At 67.3% G+C, this 17,597-nt stretch carries 15 protein-coding genes; 10 read left to right on the forward strand and 5 right to left on the reverse strand.

Going from position 1 to position 17,597, the window contains the following annotated elements; genetic code table 11:
- Positions 1 to 411, reverse strand: a 411-nt coding sequence (locus ABZ004_RS39920; RefSeq protein WP_355687435.1) for a response regulator transcription factor, incomplete at its 3' end; no start/stop codon positions are given.
- A gap of 166 nt (positions 412 to 577) precedes the next feature.
- Between ABZ004_RS39920 and ABZ004_RS39925 the strand changes: the two genes are divergently transcribed.
- The 8 genes from ABZ004_RS39925 to ABZ004_RS39960 all read left to right on the forward strand — a co-directional run bounded on the left by ABZ004_RS39925 (position 578) and on the right by ABZ004_RS39960 (position 10,369).
- Complete coding sequence (locus ABZ004_RS39925; RefSeq protein WP_355687437.1) at positions 578 to 1,876, forward strand: serine hydrolase domain-containing protein; 1,299 nt, start codon at positions 578 to 580, stop codon at positions 1,874 to 1,876.
- Between the two features lie 99 nt (positions 1,877 to 1,975).
- The gene (locus tag ABZ004_RS39930) at positions 1,976 to 3,463 is read left to right on the forward strand and encodes a pyridoxal-dependent decarboxylase (RefSeq protein ID WP_355687439.1); all 1,488 of its coding nucleotides are present in this window, start codon (positions 1,976 to 1,978) and stop codon (positions 3,461 to 3,463) included.
- The gene (locus ABZ004_RS39935) at positions 3,460 to 5,085 is read left to right on the forward strand and encodes an IucA/IucC family protein (RefSeq protein WP_355687441.1); all 1,626 of its coding nucleotides are present in this window, start codon (positions 3,460 to 3,462) and stop codon (positions 5,083 to 5,085) included. Before ABZ004_RS39930 ends, ABZ004_RS39935 begins: the two co-directional genes overlap by 4 nt.
- Positions 5,086 to 5,102: 17 nt before the next feature.
- Positions 5,103 to 5,621, forward strand: coding sequence for a GNAT family N-acetyltransferase (locus tag ABZ004_RS39940; protein ID WP_355687443.1), 519 nt, complete (start codon positions 5,103 to 5,105; stop codon positions 5,619 to 5,621).
- Position 5,622: 1 nt separating this feature from the next.
- Positions 5,623 to 6,894, forward strand: a complete 1,272-nt coding sequence (locus tag ABZ004_RS39945; protein WP_355687445.1) for a SidA/IucD/PvdA family monooxygenase — start codon at positions 5,623 to 5,625, stop codon at positions 6,892 to 6,894.
- Positions 6,891 to 8,642, forward strand: coding sequence for an IucA/IucC family protein (locus ABZ004_RS39950; protein ID WP_355687447.1), 1,752 nt, complete (start codon positions 6,891 to 6,893; stop codon positions 8,640 to 8,642). The genes ABZ004_RS39945 and ABZ004_RS39950 overlap by 4 nt, the downstream gene beginning before the upstream one ends.
- 234 nt (positions 8,643 to 8,876) lie before the next feature.
- Complete coding sequence (locus tag ABZ004_RS39955; protein WP_355687449.1) at positions 8,877 to 9,395, forward strand: hypothetical protein; 519 nt, start codon at positions 8,877 to 8,879, stop codon at positions 9,393 to 9,395.
- A gap of 116 nt (positions 9,396 to 9,511) precedes the next feature.
- Positions 9,512 to 10,369, forward strand: coding sequence for a hypothetical protein (locus tag ABZ004_RS39960; RefSeq protein WP_355687450.1), 858 nt, complete (start codon positions 9,512 to 9,514; stop codon positions 10,367 to 10,369).
- A 3-nt stretch (positions 10,370 to 10,372) separates the two neighbouring features.
- Here ABZ004_RS39960 and ABZ004_RS39965 read toward each other — a convergent pair whose 3' ends face one another.
- From ABZ004_RS39965 to ABZ004_RS39980, 4 genes are all read right to left on the reverse strand, one after another.
- On the reverse strand, positions 10,373 to 11,935 hold the full coding sequence (locus ABZ004_RS39965; RefSeq protein ID WP_355687452.1) for a carbohydrate kinase family protein: 1,563 nt from the start codon (positions 11,933 to 11,935) through the stop codon (positions 10,373 to 10,375).
- Between the two features lie 31 nt (positions 11,936 to 11,966).
- On the reverse strand, positions 11,967 to 12,146 hold the full coding sequence (locus tag ABZ004_RS39970) for a hypothetical protein (RefSeq protein WP_355687454.1): 180 nt from the start codon (positions 12,144 to 12,146) through the stop codon (positions 11,967 to 11,969).
- Positions 12,147 to 12,390: 244 nt separating this feature from the next.
- Complete coding sequence (locus ABZ004_RS39975) at positions 12,391 to 13,875, reverse strand: PfkB family carbohydrate kinase (protein WP_355687456.1); 1,485 nt, start codon at positions 13,873 to 13,875, stop codon at positions 12,391 to 12,393.
- A gap of 106 nt (positions 13,876 to 13,981) precedes the next feature.
- Complete coding sequence (locus tag ABZ004_RS39980) at positions 13,982 to 16,120, reverse strand: DUF2157 domain-containing protein (RefSeq protein WP_355687458.1); 2,139 nt, start codon at positions 16,118 to 16,120, stop codon at positions 13,982 to 13,984.
- 137 nt (positions 16,121 to 16,257) lie between these two features.
- Here ABZ004_RS39980 and ABZ004_RS39985 point away from each other — a divergent pair, with 137 nt between their 5' ends.
- Together ABZ004_RS39985 and ABZ004_RS39990 are read left to right on the forward strand one after the other, a co-directional pair.
- The gene (locus ABZ004_RS39985; RefSeq protein WP_355687460.1) at positions 16,258 to 16,932 is read left to right on the forward strand and encodes a class I SAM-dependent methyltransferase; all 675 of its coding nucleotides are present in this window, start codon (positions 16,258 to 16,260) and stop codon (positions 16,930 to 16,932) included.
- Between the two features lie 124 nt (positions 16,933 to 17,056).
- Positions 17,057 to 17,446 (forward strand): DUF805 domain-containing protein, encoded by a 390-nt coding sequence (locus tag ABZ004_RS39990; RefSeq protein WP_355687462.1) that lies wholly within the window; start codon positions 17,057 to 17,059, stop codon positions 17,444 to 17,446.
- Positions 17,447 to 17,597 lie beyond the last annotated feature (151 nt).

Raw genomic sequence — 17,597 nt, forward strand, 5'->3', positions numbered from 1 at the left:
GACCAGCCCACCGAGCCGGCGCGCGACGGTCGGCCCCAGCACGGCCTCACCGGCGGCGACCCCGCGGATCGCGCGGACGATGCTGTCGTGCGCCGCATCTTTGAGCACGTACCCCAGTGCCCCGGCGCGGAGCGCGGCGACGATCGAGGCGTCCCGGTCCGTCATCGTGAACACCAGCACCCGGGTGCGCGGTGCGGACCGCAGTACCTCCGCGACCGTGCGCTCGCCCAGGTCGAGGTCCAGGACGACGACATCCGGGTGGTGCAGCAGCACCGCGCGGGTGGTGGCGCCGGCCGAATCCGCCTCCGCTACGACGTCGAGGAGCGGCACCGTCTCGAGGACAGCACGAAGGCCGCTGCGGACAACTGGATGCGCGTCGGCCAGCAGCACCCGCAGTTCCCTGTCGGCCAAGTGGTCTTCACCTCCCCGACGAGTAAAGCCGACGGCTCGCTGCGGTTCGCCGGTCACCGGGTCAGGCCGGGGCGCAGACTCTTCGACCCCAACGGGCAGCCGGATCCCGGGGCGGCGGACTGGGTCGCATAGGCTGGTCTGCCCAACACCTGCACTGGAGCTTCGAGTGACTTTGCGCCCCGATACTGCTGCTGCCCTGTACGCCGAGGTTGCGGCGGCTCAGAGTGAGTGGAAGTTGCCGTCGATCACGGCCGGGGTGCTGCAGGACGGCGCGCTGGCGTGGACCGGTTCGCGAGGGCAGTTCGCCACCACGGACGGGCTGACGGTCGGGCCGGACGTGCAGTACCGGATCGGCTCGATCACGAAGACGATGACCGCGATCCTGGTCATGCAGTGCCGCGACGACGGACTGCTCTCGCTGAACGATGCCGTAGGCAAGCATCTTCCGGGGATCGCGTACGGCGACCTGACGATCCGGCAGCTGCTGGCGCACTCGGGTGGGATGAACGCCGAGCCCGAGGGCGACTGGTGGGAACGCAACCCTGGCGTCTCCTTCGAGGCTCTGACGGCAGGGATGGACGAGGCCCAGGCGGCCGGTAAACCGGATCGCAGGCATCACTACTCCAACCTCGGCTACGGCCTGCTCGGCGAGGTGGTCGCCAGACTCCGCGGCGAGCCCTGGATGGAGCTGGTCGCGGCCCGGATCCTCGACCCCCTGGAGATGCGCCGTACGACGTACTTCCCGGTCCGCCCTGCTGCGCAAGGCTTCTCGGTGCACCCGTTCAGTGGGCGACTCGAGCATGAGCCGGCCTACGACGCCGGTGCGATGGCTCCGGCCGGGCAGCTGTGGAGCACGATCGAGGACCTGGCGAAGTACGCTGCGTTCTGGATCGACCCCGGCTACGACATCCTCAGCCGGGACACGATCGACGAGATGGCGGCGCCGGCGGCAGCCGATCCGCGCGAGGCACTGACCGCGTCGTACGGGCTGGGGCTGCGGTTGCACGCCGATGACCCGCACCTGTTCGTCGGGCACACCGGGTCGATGCCGGGCTTCGTCGCCGGGCTGTTCGTCGACCGGGTTCGCCGGATCGGTGGGGTGACGCTGGCGAACGCGACGTACGGGCGGTGTGCGTCGGTGCCGCTGGACCTGATGCGGATCGTGGCGTCGTACGAGCCGGCCTTGCCGCCGGAGTGGGTGCCGGAGGTGGAGCTGGCCCAGGGCGAGGAGCTGCTCGGGCATTGGTACTGGGGCAACACGCCGCTGACGTTCAGCGCCGTGACCGGGATCCTGCAGCTGTCCGGCGCGATGAACTCGCGCTTCTCACCGATCGGCCCGGATCTCTACCGCGGCCGGGACGGGTACTTCGCGGGGGAGCGCCTACGGGTCGTCCGCGACGGCGACGAGATCAGCCATCTGAATGTCGCCACCTTCATCCTGACCCGCACGCCGTACGGCCGCTGACTCCGGACCCCGATTGGCGTTGCCCGGCAGGGGATGGGTAAGTTAGGCATGCCTTAGTAAGGGTTGCCTTACTGAACAACTTTCCTCAGGAGATCCGGCATGCCTCAACCCGCCCCTCTGATCGCGCTGCCACCACTGACCGCCCAGTGGCCACTCGCCTCCACGGTCACCGATCCGGAGCGGGGGCCGTTGCCGGCCGGCGCGCCGGGCGAGGTGCTCGGCCGGGTCGCGGCGGTGCTGGGCGAGCCACGGCTGCCGTCGACGGGCGTCGGGGAGTCGGCGGCCCTGGATCTGATCGCGGGCCTGCTCGCTACCGAAGGCATCGACCTCAGTCATCCGCATGCCGCTGCTCATCTACAGCCGCCGGTGCTGCAGGTCGCGGTCGATGCGGACGCGCTGGCGTCGGCGAGCAATGCGTCGATGGACACCTATGACTCCGGTCCGGCGACGCTCGCGATCGAGCAGTGGGTGGTCCGGTCACTGGCCGGCCTGGCCGGTTTCGGGCCCGACGCGGATGGTGTCCTCACCCCGGGCGGCTCGATCTCCAACCTGCTCGCCCTGCTGATCGCGCGGGACAGCGCAGCGGGCCGGACCGGTATCGACGCCCGGCGGTACGGCGTACAGAGGCTCGCGCAGCCGGTCGTGTTCTGCTCGGAGCTCGCGCACTTCTCGATCCAGCGCGCGTGCGCGGCCCTCGGGCTCGGCGAGGAAGCGGTCATCCCGATCGCGTGCGACGACGACTTCCGGATGCGGCTCGACCTGCTGGAAGCCGAGCTGGCCAAGCCGGGCCGGACGCCGGTCGCCGTGGTGGCGACGGCCGGTACTACGGACTACGGGTCGGTGGACCCGATTGCCGCGATCGCCTCGCTGGCGCGGGCCTATGGCGCTTGGGTGCACGTCGACGCGGCGTACGGGTTCGGCGCTTTGTTCTCGGATCGGCTGGCTCCACTGCTCGCCGAGTTGCCGGTCGCGGACTCGGTGACGCTGGATCTGCACAAGATCGGCTGGCAGCCGGCCGCGACGAGCGTGCTGCTGGTGGCGGACCGGAATCGGTTCGCCTCGTTCGGCCGGTCGGTGGACTATCTGAACCCGGCCGACGACGTGGACTCCGGACTGGACGGCCTGCTCGGTCGTAGCCTGCAGACGACGCGTCGGCCGGACGCGGTGAAGGTCGCGACCACGTTGACGGCGTACGGCCGGGCCGGACTGGGCAAGATGCTCGATGCCTGTCACGAGCTCGCGGAGGCCGCCGCGGCCAGGATCGTTGCCGATAGCAACCTTGAGTTGCTGGCGCCGGTGACGCTGACCACGGTCGTGTTCCGGGTGACCGGACCGGCGGCGGTGGACCTGGATGCCGTGCAGGGTGAGGTACGGCGCCGGCTGCTGACCTCGGGCCGGGCGCTGATCGGGCGGACCCGGGTGCCGGCACGCGCCGGTGGACCGGCGGTGGTGGCGTTGAAGCTCACGCTGCTGAACCCGAACACGACGCAGCCGGATATCGAGAGATTGCTCGACCAGGTCGTGGCCGCCGGCCACGAAGTCCTGGCCGACGAAGACGTTTTGCCGAACAGAGGGGGAGCTGCGTGACAACATCGGTGGCGGTCGAGGCACACCTGAACGCGATTCTGCGGTGCTACACCCGGGAGAGGTCGGTGCAGGTCTCGCCCGGCCCGCTGAAGCTGGACGTCGGGGGCGTGACGGCCGTCGTGCAGCACGCGTCGCGAACCGGGCTGCACACCTTCACCGACGTCCTGGCGGACGGCTCGCCGGTCGCGCCGGAAGACCTGGTGCGACTGCTGTCGGCCGACGCGGACCCGGACGAGATCGACGACCTGGCAGCCCGTACTGCGGAGTCGGTGCGCAACGTTGAGCTGTTCACCGCCGACCACGGTGAGCGCGGGCCGGGACGTTTCCTGGAGACCGAGCAGGCGCTGCTGTTCGGTCATCTGAACCACCCGGCGCCGAAGAGCCGGGACGGACTGAGCGGTGCCGAGCTGACGGCGTACTCGCCGGAGCTCGGTGGCCGCTTCGCGGTGCACTGGTTCGAAGCCGACGCCGAGCTGGTGTCGTCGGACCACGTGTCCGGCGCGCCATCGCTGCAGGGACTGGACGCTCTGCAGTTGATGGCTGCGCTGGCCGGCATCACGCCTGCCGAGGGCACAGTGCTGATTCCTGCGCACCCGTGGCAAGCGGAGGCGGTTGCCGCGCGACCGCGGGTAGCTCGGTTGATTGCTGAAGGCCGAGTGAAGCCTCTCGGAGCGCTGGGTGCTCAGTGGTATCCGACCTCGTCCCTCCGGACCGTGTATCACCCGGACCTGCCGGTGATGCTGAAGCTGTCGCTCGGTCTGCGCATCACCAACTCCCGGCGGGAGTCCACGCGGACAGAGCTTCGTCGTGGTCTGGAGATCAACCGGCTACTCGACGCGGCTTACAACGCCGGTACTGCGAGCGCCCATCCGCAGTTCTCTATCGTCCGGGACCCGGCGTGGGTGGCGCTCGATGAGGGTGGGCCGACGTTGACTGGGCTCGACGTCGCAGTACGGGAAGTTCCTTCTGGTGTTGACGACTACGCGTGCCTGGCAGGCCTGGTGGCTCCTCGGCCTGGCTACCGATCCCGGCTGAGTGATCTGGCTGCTGCTGATCCTGCTGGCTGGGTGGCGTCGTATGTCGACCAGGTGCTGGTGCCGATGCTGCATCTCTATGCAGAGACCGGTATTGGGTTGGAGGCGCATCAGCAGAACACATTGATCCGGCTGAACGACTCCGGTCAGATCACTGGTGGTGCTTATCGCGACAACCAGGGCTACTACCTTGCCTCGTCGTACCTGCATGACCTGTTGTCGGTGACTGGTCTCTCGGAGTCCACGCTCGCTGTGGTCAATGACGCGATTGTGGACGACCGGCTGACCTACTACCTGTTGCACAATCAGGCGCTGGCTGTCGTGGGGTGCCTGGGTGTTGATGGCCTTGCGGATGAGGACGACCTGCTGGCCGTCGTACGGGATCGGTTGTCCTTGGCGCTGCCGTTGTTGAAGGCTGCTGGGCCTGATGGTGATCGGCTGGCGCAGCGGTGGTTGTCAGCGGACCAGCTGCCGTGCAAGGCGAACATGATGACGCGGCTGCGCGGTATCGACGAGGTGGTGGCTCCACTGGACGCGCAGTCGGTCTATCTGGACATCCCCAACCCGCTGCGGCTGGGGCAGCAGTGAGGTGTGAGCTTGCCCCGTTGCTCCATCTCGACGACGGCTTCGACCTGAGGCCTGCGGCTCTTGATGATGCGGCGCTGGTCGCTAGCTGGATGACCCGGCCGCACATTCTCCCGTGGTGGGAGCAGGACTGGCCGGAGTCGCGGTGGGTCGAGGAGATCTCGCGGCTGGCAGCGGGGGAGCACACGATTCCGTGCATGACTGTGCTGGACGGAGTTGAGCTGGCGTACGTCGAGCTGTACCGGGTCCGCTACGACCGCCTGGCGGAGTACTACGTGTGGCAGGAGCATGACTGGGGTATGCACCTCGCGATCGGTGACACCAGCTTTGTCGGGCGAGGTCTCGGCCGGCGGCTGATCCGGGCGCTGGCAGATGCTTTGTTCCGGGCCGATCCGTTGTGCGACCGGGTGGTGGCCGAGCCGTCCGTGCTGAACGTTCCGTCGGTGCGTGCCTTCGAAGCTGCGGGATTCGTTCGGCAGGCGGAGCTGGAGCTACCTGAGAAACGAGCGCATCTGCTGGTGCGCGGCAGAGAGGCGTGAGATGACATACGACGTGATCGCGATCGGCTGTGGGCCGTTCAACCTCGGCCTGGCGGCGCTGGGCTCGACGGTGGACGACCTGCAACTGACGGTGCTGGACAGCCGGCCTGAGTTCACTTGGCATCGCGGGCTGATGTTCGACGACGCCATGCTGCAGGTGTCGTTCATGGCGGACCTGGTCAGCCTGGTCGAGCCCGCTCATCCGCTGTCGTTCCTGTCGTACCTGCGGGACAACGACCGGCTCTACCAGTTCTACGTGCGGGAGAAGTTCCACCCGACGCGCAGAGAGTACGAGGCTTATCTCCGGTGGTGTGTTGCTCAGTTGGACTCGGTGCGTTTCGGTCACCATGTCACTGCTGTCGAGTGGGACGGTGACGCCTTTGTGCTGACGGTGGAGCACGCAGGGACGACATCTGTCTTCAAGGCTCGGCACGTGGTTCTTGGTGTCGGGTCGGAGCCGTTGGTGCCCGCTGCGCTGGCCGACCTGCCGCCGGAGCGCTTGCTGCACTCTGCTGACTACCTGTTCCGCCGCGACGAGCTGCTGCAGGCAGGGCGAGTCACAGTGGTCGGGTCCGGACAGTCCGGTGCGGAGTGCGTACTGGACCTGCTGCGTGCAGAGAAGCCGGCAGTGGGCTGGCTGACTCGTACTGCGGCCTTCACGCCACTGGACTACTCCAAGCTGGTGCTGGAGATGACGACTCCGTCGTACGTGGACTACTTCCATGCACTGGACGAGCCTGTGCGCGACAAGCTGGTCAAGGATCAGTGGCGGCACTACAAGGGGATCTCCTCGGACACGCTGGAAGACATCCACGACGTGCTCTACCAGCGAGACCTGGGGACTTCCCTGGCGCCACCAATCGAGCTGCGCGTTGGCGTAGCCGTTGAAAGTGCTGTGGCTCGCGCGGATGGTGTGGAGTTGCGGTTGCGTCATACGGACAGCGGACGGTGCTTCGAGCACGTCACCGATGTCGTTGTCGCAGCCACGGGATATCGCAATCGACCATTGCCCTTCCTGACGGCTGTCGATCCTCTGGTGCAGCGCGACGCTGCTGGGCGCTGGGTGGTCAACAGGGATCACAGTGTCGCCTCTTCCGTTCTGGAAGGTCGGCTGTTCGTAGCGAATGCCGATCTGCACAGCCACGGGGTGGCCGCGCCGGATCTTGGGATCGGTGCCATCCGCAACGCCACCATCCTCAACAGCATTGCCGGGCGTGAGGTCTACCGGTTGCCGAAGTCCACCGCCTTCACCAGCTTCACCATTCCCGGATGAGCTGGCCGTCGAAGTCTTCAGAGCTGCTGGCGAAACTGATCTCGCAGCTGTGCACGGAGGAATTGCTGCGACCCGTCGACGATCGCTTGGAACTTGGCGGTGTGACGTACACGTTTGCTTATAGCCGTGGCTCTTTCGGGAGCTACCGGGTTGTGCCTGGCTCAGTGCGGCGTACCACCTCGGGCATTCTCGGCAATGACGAGAGCGAGGTCTGCGACGACCCGGTGCAGTTCCTGGTCGACGCTGCTTCCTTGCTCAATCTCCCTGGTTCTACCGTGGCCGGTTACGTCGCCGAGCTGTCGAGCACGCTGGCTGCCGACGTACGGATGGGTTCCTCAGCTGTGTCGAATGCTTCCTTGCTCGAGCTTCATCACACCGGCCTGGAAGGGCATCTGACCGGCCATCCGTTGCTGGTCGCCAACAAGGGCCGCTTGGGTTTCTCTGCCGCAGACAGCGCTCTCTACACCCCAGAGGCCCGTACGCCGCTCCGCTTGGTCTGGCTGGCCGTACGGCGAGGGCTAGCGGAGTTCCGCGGTACGCCGTCTTTGTCGGAGCACGCTGTTGTCGGACAGGAGCTCGGGTCCTCGTTGGAGGAGTTCCGTAGCCGGCTGGACGACCCGGATGCCTACGTCTGGTTGCCCTGTCATCCGTGGCAACTCGACCACGTAGTACGGACGCAGTGGGCTCGTGAGCTGGCTAGCGGGGAGATCGTGGTTCTCGGGGAAGGGCCGGACGAGTACCTGCCGACACAGTCGATCCGGACGATGGTGAACGTGTCGTCCTTGGAGCGGTACCAGGTGAAGTTGCCGCTGAAGATCCTGAACACTTCTGTGTATCGGGGGATACCGGAGCACTGCACACTGGCGGCTCCGCTCGTGACGCAGTGGTTGCGCGGGCTGTGGGATCGCGACGAGGTGCTGGGGCGGCTGGGGACCGAGCTGTTGGGCGAGGTCGCATCGGTGACCGTGCGGCATCCGCAGTTGTCCTTCTCGCCGGGAGTGCCCTATCAGTGGACCGAGACACTCGGGTGCATTTGGCGGGAGTCGGTGGAGCCACGGCTGCAGCCTGGCGAAAGTGTTTGGCCGCTGGCCGCAGTACTGCATCGTGATGTCGCGGGGGAGCCGTTGGTGGCTGCGTTGATCGGGGAGTCCGATGCCTCGACCTGGGTCGGGGATCTGCTGTCCGCCCTGATGCGACCGCTGCTGCACCTCATGCACCACTACGGCATCACGGTGAACCCGCACGGCGAGAACCTCGCCGTCATCTGCGGCCCCGACGGACGCCCGGCCCGCATCGTCGTGAAGGACCTGGTCGACGACATCAACGTCTCCACCGACCCGATCCCGGCCCGCGGCATCGAACCCGACAGCCACCATCGGGTCCTCCCACGCAAGCCCTGGCACATCCTCCGCCAATACCTCGTCGATGCCCTCTTCCTCGGCGTCCTAGGCCCTCTGGACGCCATCCTCACCGATGCCTCCCTCCTCCCGCCCGGCCACCTCTGGTCCCAACTCCGCGGCGAGATCGAGCTCTACACCGAAACCTTCCCCCAGTACGCCGACCGCCTGGCCGGCACCGCCCTGCTCGGCGAAACCTTCGCCCGCTACCCCCTCAACGGCTACCGCCTGACCTCCGGCTACGCCGACCTCGACACCCGCCCCCCGGTCCCCGTCACCGGCCGGATGCCGAACCCCTTGTGGGGCATCGAAGGGCAGCCGCCTACCCGCCGCTGGCCGACCGGAAACTGAGCTGGCCGGATTTATCGCAAAATGTCCTCTTTTGTCCTTGCGGAGCGGTACGCCGGGGCGGTGGAATAACGCATCCGTCATCGGGGGGCCGCTGCGGACGATCAACCGCGGGTAGCTAGGATGCCACCGAGAGCTACCTTCTTCGTTTGAGGAGTATGACGCCTGTATGGCGCAGATCGATGTGATGGGGTCCCCGGCGTCATGAGCGCCGACTCCGCAGAAAGAGACCCCCTCGTGGCCGACGAAGACCTGTACCGGCTGCTGCTCGGCTATCGGCAGCAGCTGGCCGCGGTCTGGTCCGACGCAACGATTCATCCGAGCTACCTCGGCGAGCCGTCGGCCGGCCGGCCGATTTCCCGCGGGCAATGCGGTGTCAGTTCCGCTTGGATCCTGTGGAAGCTGGGCGAGCGGTTCCGGTCCATGACCGAGGCAACGTATTGCTACGGCGACGTCGTCGACGGCGGCACCGGTGAGACGTTCGAGTTCCACTGCTGGCTCGAGTTCGGCAGCTCCGCCGAACGGTTGGTGGTCGACGTGACCTGCGACCAGTTCAAGGTCCTGCACGACACCCCTGTCCTGTTCGAACGGCACGACCGGTTGATGGATCGACTGATCGAGTACCGCGCCGACAGCCGCCGGTCGTTCGACGAGCTGAGCGAAGACCATGTCTGGGAACGCTTCGAAACGCTCCGGCAGCTGACCGCCCCGGTCGCGGAACCCGAGCTCGCCACGCTGTCCGCGCCAACCGGCTGACGACTCAGGTAGCGTTTGCCTCGCGCCTGACCGGTTGAAAGGTCAGACAGGAGGCGATCGGGTTGTCGTTGACGACGCTCGCTGCTTGCCTCCGGCCGGAGTCGGATGATGTCTCGGTGCCTGATCCGCTGTTCATCGAGCGAACCAAGCAGAAGGCCAAGGCTGCTGGTCTCGACTGGCGCTCATTGCGTACGCGCACGCTCCTCCATCTACCGCGGGTGGCGGCCGCGGATGGTGCGCTGTCGTGGGAAGAGGTCGACACGGAACTCGACCGGCGGGCCGACGAGCTGCACGCCGACGAGACGCGGGTGCGCGGCCTGATCCCGACCGATGGGTTCGCCGAAGCGAAGAATCTCGTGTTCGTGGAGAACTACGGCCCCTCCGAGGCGAACGACATCTTCGCGAATCTGCACTACCTGAAGAATGCGCGGAAGGACTCGAAGAACTTCGCCTTGCTGGATCCCGTCCACGGCCGGCCGGTCAGTGTGTGCAGTATCTCGCCGTTGCAGTGGAAGCCGGTCGCGAAGCAGCTGCTTCGCCGGTTCGGCATCCTTCCGGAGAACGTCTGGGATGTCTCCAGGATGTACTCCTTCGGTGTTGCTCCGCGGAACGCGACTTCCTTTCTGCTGGCGAAGGTCAGAAGGGCCATGAGCACGGATGAGCCGACCGCCAAGCTGCTGACGACTGCCGTCGATCCGAACGTCGGCTTCAACGGGATCAGCTACAAGGGAGCCAACTGGAAGGAGTGGATGCGGATCAGCCCTCGTCCGTACCTCTACTTGGACGGCAACTACGTCAGCCCGCGGCAACTCCGTGAGCGGTTCGGAACGGCCAATCTGGCGCAGATCGCCGTGGAGTTCGGCATCGAGGTGACACCGAGTGCGGTCAGGCTGCAGCCGTCGAGCATTTTCTGTTGCCGGATCGACGGGGCGACCGAGGCAGTGACGGAAGAACTGGTTCCGCTGCGACGCTGAGAACTACTGCGGCTTGACGAGGAAGCGGGAGCGGCTGAGCAGGGCGTCGACCCGACGGCGGTCGGGCATCGAATTGGACAGCGGGAAGTCGGCGGTGGCGCAGGACATGGCTGCCGTGGCCCAGAGTGCGATCTGTTCGTCGAACTTGCCGGCGTGGTCGATCAGTTGGGCGGCAAGGCCCGCACAGAAGGCGTCCCGAGCGGCCGAGGATTCTCTGTAGATCGACGGGAAGCCCGGCACGCTGAACGTCTCGAGCCCGGTGGCGTTGTAGACGGTGCACCCGCCGTTCACGAGCAGGCAGAGGTTATCGACTCCGCAGGCGAGGAGGTGACGGGCGACCGGGTCCGGGTCGAATCTCTCCCCGCCGCGCGGCGAGTAGCCGGCGAGTTCCCACGGATGTGCGACCAGGAAGTCGATCTGAGCGAGCGAACGGCGGGCCAAGGCGGCGTCCTGGTACGGCTGACCGGGGGTGACGATGACGAGTGGCCGATTGTCGTCCGCCGAGTGGATCGCTCCGAGGGCGTGCTGCACGGTCTCACGCGGTGCCTCGAAGGTGACCAGGACGGCGTCGCAGTCGATCAGCTCATCGGCCAGGGCGTCGATGTCGCCGGGATCGAGCCGGACCTCCTGCTGGTTTCGCCAATTGACCGCAATGCTGTCACCCAGCTCCAGCTCGATGACGCCGGTGAACGGGGTCCTTGCCTGCGGGATCACCTTCAGCAGTGAGATGTCGACACCCTCGTCGCGGAGATACTCGGTGATCTCCTGTCCGAAGCGGTCGTCGGCGACGGCTGCGATGAGCCGCACGTTCAGGCCGAGCCGGGCGGCTGCCACCGCCTGCGAGACGCCCTTGCCGCCGGGGGAGAGATCGAAACCGTAAGCCTCGCTCGAGGTCTCCCGTGCGGGAAGGTTCCTGGTCCGGAAGGTGGCGTCCATGACCGCGCCGCCGATCACGATCACCCGGCCTGTCGACCGGGGCACAGCACCGTTCACCGCGGCCGTCCTCGAACGCGTCTCGTACGCCGGTCCGCGGGCCGGCCGCATCGCGTTGCGCGAGCCGACCGAGTTGACCTCGCGCCGGACCAATTGGCAGGCGAGCTCCCGGAGTACGTCATGTTCGATCGTGCCGCGCAGCGTCCGGTCGCTCGGCGGTTCGCCCGGCGGCAGACCCAGTGCCGCATGGAGGCTTCGCCAGTTGGTGAGCAGGGCGGTCCGGCGGACACCCAGCGAGTTGGATCGAAGGGCTTGGACGATGCGGTCTTCGATCCCGTGCTGTCGGTACTCATCGGCAAAGAGACCGAGCGCGAGGATGGCGTCGGCGACGATTCGCTGGGTTCCGTCGATGGTTTCGAGGACGCAGTGCGAGACGACGCCGATGACCGCGGCGGGCAGCGAGACCTGATCGACGTCGGCGAAGCGTTGGGTGGCGTGCAGCCGGAGGAGGGACGCGGCCTCCTCTCGGCCCGTCTGCAGCCGGGCGAGAGTCAGGCCGTCGCGTGCGCGGAGTTTCTCCAGCACATGAACCAGGATCAACGCGTCAGGTGATTCGTAGTCGTGGTCCGCCACTGTCCTTCTCCGGCTCGGTGGATGATGCCTGTCAGTGCAAGTTGGTGACGTCGAAGATCTCGTTCAGGACGGTCGGGACCTTGTAGACGCCGTAGAAGAAGGCTGTTGCCGCCGCCACGATCAGGGCGGTCGTGACCAGTTTGCGGAACTTGACCAGCAGGACGACGGCCAGCGCTATCAGGATGAATACCAGGGTGTCGTTGGGTGACATTGGGATCCCTCGCTTTCGCGGCTGATAGGTCTTCTCTCGTTGAGCTTTCGTGGCGGTCGCACTTCGTTGGGCTTCCGTCTTGCCTTGGTGATCCCAGCATGGGCCACGGCAATTGACCGTCAATCCGTGATTATTGGCGGCCGGCGCGCAGACCGGATCGCCTATCGGCCGCATGTACGGACAAATAGGCGAAGGCCGGTAGGCCGGCCGGTCCGCGGGACGCCCGCCAATTGGCAGGCTGCCGTCACATGAGGGTTTTGAGGCGCTTCTCGATGCGGTCGCGGGTGGGGAGGGAGTCGGGTTGGCCGAAGGATTCGGCGGTGGAGGCCATCGCCGCGGTGGCCCAGTGGGCGACCTCGCGGGTGAAGGTGCGGTTGTTCTCGAGGAGCCGGGCGGCCAGGGCTGCGCAGAAGGCGTCGCGGACGGTGGAGACCTCGCGGTAGAGGGACGAGACGCTGGAGAGGCGGAAGGTGCCGGCGTCGGTGTCGGAGTAGATGGTGCCGCCGCCGTTGCCGAGCAGGCAGAGGGTCTCGACACCGCGGGAGAGCAGGTGTTCGCCGACCCGGTCGGGGTTGAACCGCTGCAGGTCCGGTGGGCTGTACTTCTCCAGCTCCCAGGCGTGCGAGACCAGGTAGTCGATCAGCTGGAGCGAGGCCCGCGAGATGCCCTCGTCGGGGTACGGCTGGCCCGAGGTGACGATGACCAGCGGCCGGGTGTCCGGATCGGTGTGCGCCAGGGCGAGGGTCCGCTGGGTGGTTTCGCGGGGGACCTCGAAGGTGAGCAGGAGCGCGTCGCAGCCGGTCAGCTGGTCCGCCTTGGCCTCGATGTCGCCGACCTCCAGCTTGACCACCTGGTCGTTGCGCCAGATCAGCGCGATGCTGTCACCGAGGTCCAGTTCGACGACGCCGGTGAACGGGGTCCGGGCGCCCCGGACCACCTTGATCAAGGAGGTGTCGACGTTCTCGGCCCGCAGGTAGGCCAGGATGTCGCGGCCGAAGCGGTCGTCACCGATGGCGGCGATCAGCGAGACGTCCAGGCCGAGTTTGGCGGCGGCGACCGCCTGCCAGAGCCCTTTGCCGCCGGGGGTCAGGGTGAAGTCGTGGGCGATCCCGGAGGTCTCGTGTGCCGGGATCATCTTGGTCCGGAAGATCGCGTCCATCACGGCACCGCCGACCACGATCACCCGGCCGGAGGTGTGCTGGATCTGAGGGGTGACCGGCTCGTCGGCCGGGAGCAGAACCGTCGGCGGCAGCGGACTGACCAGGGCATAGGCGAGTTCACGCAGCACCCGGGCCTCGACCGTTTCCCGCAACGTGCGGTCGCTGGGTGGTGGGCCGGAGGTGAAGCTGAGCGACTCGTGCAATCGATGCCAATGGTTCAGCAGCGCGAGCCGGCGGCGGCCGAGGGCATCGGAGCGGAGGTCGTCGATCACCTTCTGCGGGACGCCGTTGGCCGCGTAGGAATCGGCGAACAGGCCGAGGGCGAGGGTCGCGTCGGCGACGATCTGATGGGTGCCGATGGTCATCCGGCGGACGCAGTCGCCGACCAGGTTGACGGCAGCCTCGGCATCGCCCTGGACGGCCGGCAGCCGGAGCAGCGGTGCGGCGAGTTCCCGGCCGGCTCCTCGCAGACGGGCCGCGACGAGGCCGTCGCGCATCCGCAGCTTCAGGAGTCTGGCCTCCAGGATCTGCCCGTCGGAAGATTCTGGTTCGTCGTACTGGTCGACCATTCGCCCCCCGCGCCTCACGTGTCCGGTGACACCAGTATGCGGAACAACAGGGGGCAACGAAACGACTCGCGGCGGCCGCTGCCCTGTGACGGCCGCCGCGAGTGGCTCAGTGCAGGGCCGAGATCCAGCGGGCGGCCTGCTTGGCGTTCTGGAGCCGGCGCTCGTAGGTGGCGCCGACGGCGAGCAGGATGGCACCAGCGGCACCGAGGGTGATCCAGCGGGGGATGAGCGGCGCGACCTCGAGGAACTGCCACAGCCCGATCTTGGCCAGCACGGTCGCGCCGATCACGAACGGAGCCTGTAGCGAGAAGCGGGTGCCGATCACCATCACGGCGACGGCGGCAGCCACCACGAAGGTGCTGCGCAGGAAGTCATGGTTGCTGTTGGCAACCAATGCGGACGGGACCAGGCCGAGCAGCAGGCCGGGGCCGAGGTAGACCCAGCTGGGCTGGTCCCGCCAGCGGAGCAGTCCGATCGCCAGCATCACCACGGCCGGCGGCAGGGTGAACCATTCGAGGGTGGCCGCGCCGGCGCCGAGGACGAATGCAGTGTTGGCGATGACGAGCACGGTGCCCGCCACCAGGAGGGCGTCGCGACGTCGTGGCTGCATGCCGTAGGCGACCAACGGCGCGGCCGCGATGGTCAGTACGACGCCTGTTCCGGTGGCGGGGGAGACCGCCAAGATGACGAGCTCCGCGACGATGACTGCGGACAAGGCGGTGAGCAGGAGAGCAGACTCGTGGGGCTTTCCGATCGAGACGCAGGCGAAGCCGACCAGGATCGCGCCGACGACAGCAAGCGCGACGCCGCCGGTCCAGGTGCTGAGGAGGCCGTCCGCGGTACCGAAGAGGATCGCGAGCTGGGCGCCGAATCCTGCGATCCAGGTGGCGGCGGTCAGCGTCACGTGCTTACGCCAGGCGGCCAGCATTGCGAGACCGGCGATGATGGCCGAGATCAGACCGAGCTGCTGCAGGTCGGCGAGTCCTGCGCAGACCACGAGGTTGACTGAGGCAACGATCACGGCGGCGATTCGTAGTACGAAGGTGAGAAGGCCTGTACGCCGGGGTCGAAGGATCACCGCGAGGCCCAGGCCAGTGGCTGCGGCGGTGGCTGACCAGCGGTCGACGACTGGGATCTGCGGCAGCAGGACCGCGATGACGAAGGCGCCGGAGGCGCTACAGATGTACTCGATGGTGTTCGGCGGGAGAGAGGCAGAGAGCGCTGTCTTGCGGGAGAGAACTGTTCCGGCCACGGTGGCCAGGCAGACGACGGCGGCGGTGGCGAGGACCGGGCCGAAGGCGGTGATGGGGCCGTCGAAGAGTTCGTCGGCGAAGTCTGCCCAGCTGGAGGAATGGGCAGCAAGCAGGCCGAGGAGTACGCGGAAGGTGCCGACGAACAAGACGATCGAGAGGAAGAAGGCGCCGCAGATGCCGCCGGTGATCTTGAGCAGGCGCGTGCTCGTATTCGTCCACAGGACGGTGACGACTACCTGGACGACGAGGCCGAGCAGGTAGACGGCGATGCTGACGTGGTTGACCAGGAACAGCGTCAGCGGGAGTTGGCCGGCGATCACGGCGGTGAGGCCGAAGGTCTTGACACTCGGCGCGATCCGGGTCATCAGAAGGTTGATCGAGGCAACGATCGCGAAGGAGAGGGCGGCGTACCGGGTTTCGCTGATGGTCGCGTCGGAGACCAGGCCGAGTTCGCGGGCGCCGAACAGGTCGACGATCAGCAGGCCGCCGCCGAGCAGGGCGAGCGCCTCGGCGGTGCCGGCGAGGTTCTTGCGGCTAGCGGGGACGGAGCCGGCGAGGGCGAGGGCGGCGAGCGTCGCCATGATCGAGGCCTGGATGGAGACCGACAGGCTGTCCCAGTTGACCGCGAGGAAGGTCACGCCGGCGGCGAGCAGAAGCAGCACGCCCAGCGCGAGCAAGGTTCCCTGCGGACTCAACCTCCGGGGCGGGCGTGCTTCACGCCGCCGTCGCGGTCGAGCAAGCGGGGGAGCCGGCGGGAGAAAGCCCGTACTACGCGCCGCCGGCCGGCCAGGTGGCAAGGTCGCCGCGGGCTGGATACCACGGTGTGGTGGCGGCGGGTAGGTGCCCTGATACATCCGGTTGTCCGGAAGTGGGGGCATCGGTGGTGCCGGCTGTGGGTGGGGGAAGGGGCCGGGGGCAACTTGGGACTGGGGGATCGTTACGTTGAGTAGTAGGTCCGTCTGGCAGACGGGGCAGCGCAGGTTGGCGGTCATCCGGCGTCCTCCTCGGGTGTCCTTCTCACTATCGAAGCTGGAACGAGACGGCGCCTGAGTACGTCTACTCAATTCGTCGCGTAGGCTGCTGCGGGTCAGCCGGTCGTCCAGACCGGCTGACGACCACGGGGAGCAAGATGAAGACTGGACACATCGAGCTCGCAAGGGCTCAACAGGATCGGTGGGAGACGGCGTACGCCGGGAACCCGCGGCTGCACGGCGCGGAGCCGTCGGCGGCGGCGCGGTGGACCGTGCGGCTGTTCGAGGCGGCCGGCATCGACGACGTGCTCGAGCTCGGCGCCGGCCAGGGCCGGGACGCGCTTTACCTTGCCAGGCAGGGATTCAGCGTGCACGCCACCGACTTCAGTGAGGCGGCGCTGCACCAGTTGCGGCTGGACGCACAACGCGACGGCCTGGACGACCGGGTGACGGCGGCGCTGCACGACGTCCGCGATCCGCTGCCGCCGGCCGACGCCACGGTCAACGCGGTCTACGCGAATGTCCTGCTGAACATGGCGTTCTCGCGGACCGAGCTGCGGTCGCTGATGAACGAGATCCACCGGGTGCTGCGCCCCGGCGGGCTGTTCGTCTACACCGTTTGGTCTACCGACGACCCCTGCCTGCCGAAGTGCACGGAGATCGGCGACGGGCTCTACGCGAGGGACGGTTTCGCGGGCCGCTTCTTCGATCTCGACCTGGTCCACGAGCTGGCCGAGCGGTGGGAGCTGGGCGGCGTCGACGCCTACCAGGAAGGCCCCGAGCCGCGCCGGTTGTGGCGGGTCACGCAGGCGAAACCGGTTCCGAATAGCTGAAGTGTGCTTGGACTACGGCGCGTCAGGTTGCGGTGTGGTCACCAAAGCGAAAAGTTGCATTGACGAACCCGATGGGTTCCGACAGGCTCGGTCAGCGTTTCACCTTCGACCATCGGAGCAAGCAATGCAGTGGTACACAGATGTTCTCAAGCGGTACGTCGATTTCAGCGGCCGCGCGCGGCGCCAAGAGTTCTGGATGTTCCAGCTCTTCAACGTCGTGATCGTCGCCGTGTTGTACGTGATCGATATCGTGATCAACACCAACGGCGTGCTCGCCGGCCTCTACGTGCTCGGCACCCTGCTGCCGCATCTCGGCGTGACGTGGCGCCGGCTGCACGACACCAACCACAGTGGCTGGTGGTACCTGATCGGCCTCGTGCCTTGTGTCGGCGCGATCATCCTGATCGTGTTCTACGCGACCGAGGGTGTTGTCGGGGACAACCAGTACGGTCCGGACCCGAAGGCTGCCGAGCGTGGCGCGCCGCCGGCGGCGCCGGGTTACCCGACCGTCTGATCGCAACATGACGTACTACGGTCCCGCGCTACCCCGGGGGGGGGGGGGGTGGCGGGGGCGGGCCGCGACCGCGCCCGCGAGCGCGAGCGCGGGGCCGGGCGCGGCGGGGGGGGGGGCGGGGGCGGGGGGGGGGGGCGGGGGGGGGCGGCGA

The sequence above is a fragment of the Kribbella sp. NPDC006257 genome, from assembly GCF_040613535.1.
In the GTDB taxonomy this organism is placed as follows: Bacteria; Actinomycetota; Actinomycetes; order Propionibacteriales; family Kribbellaceae; genus Kribbella.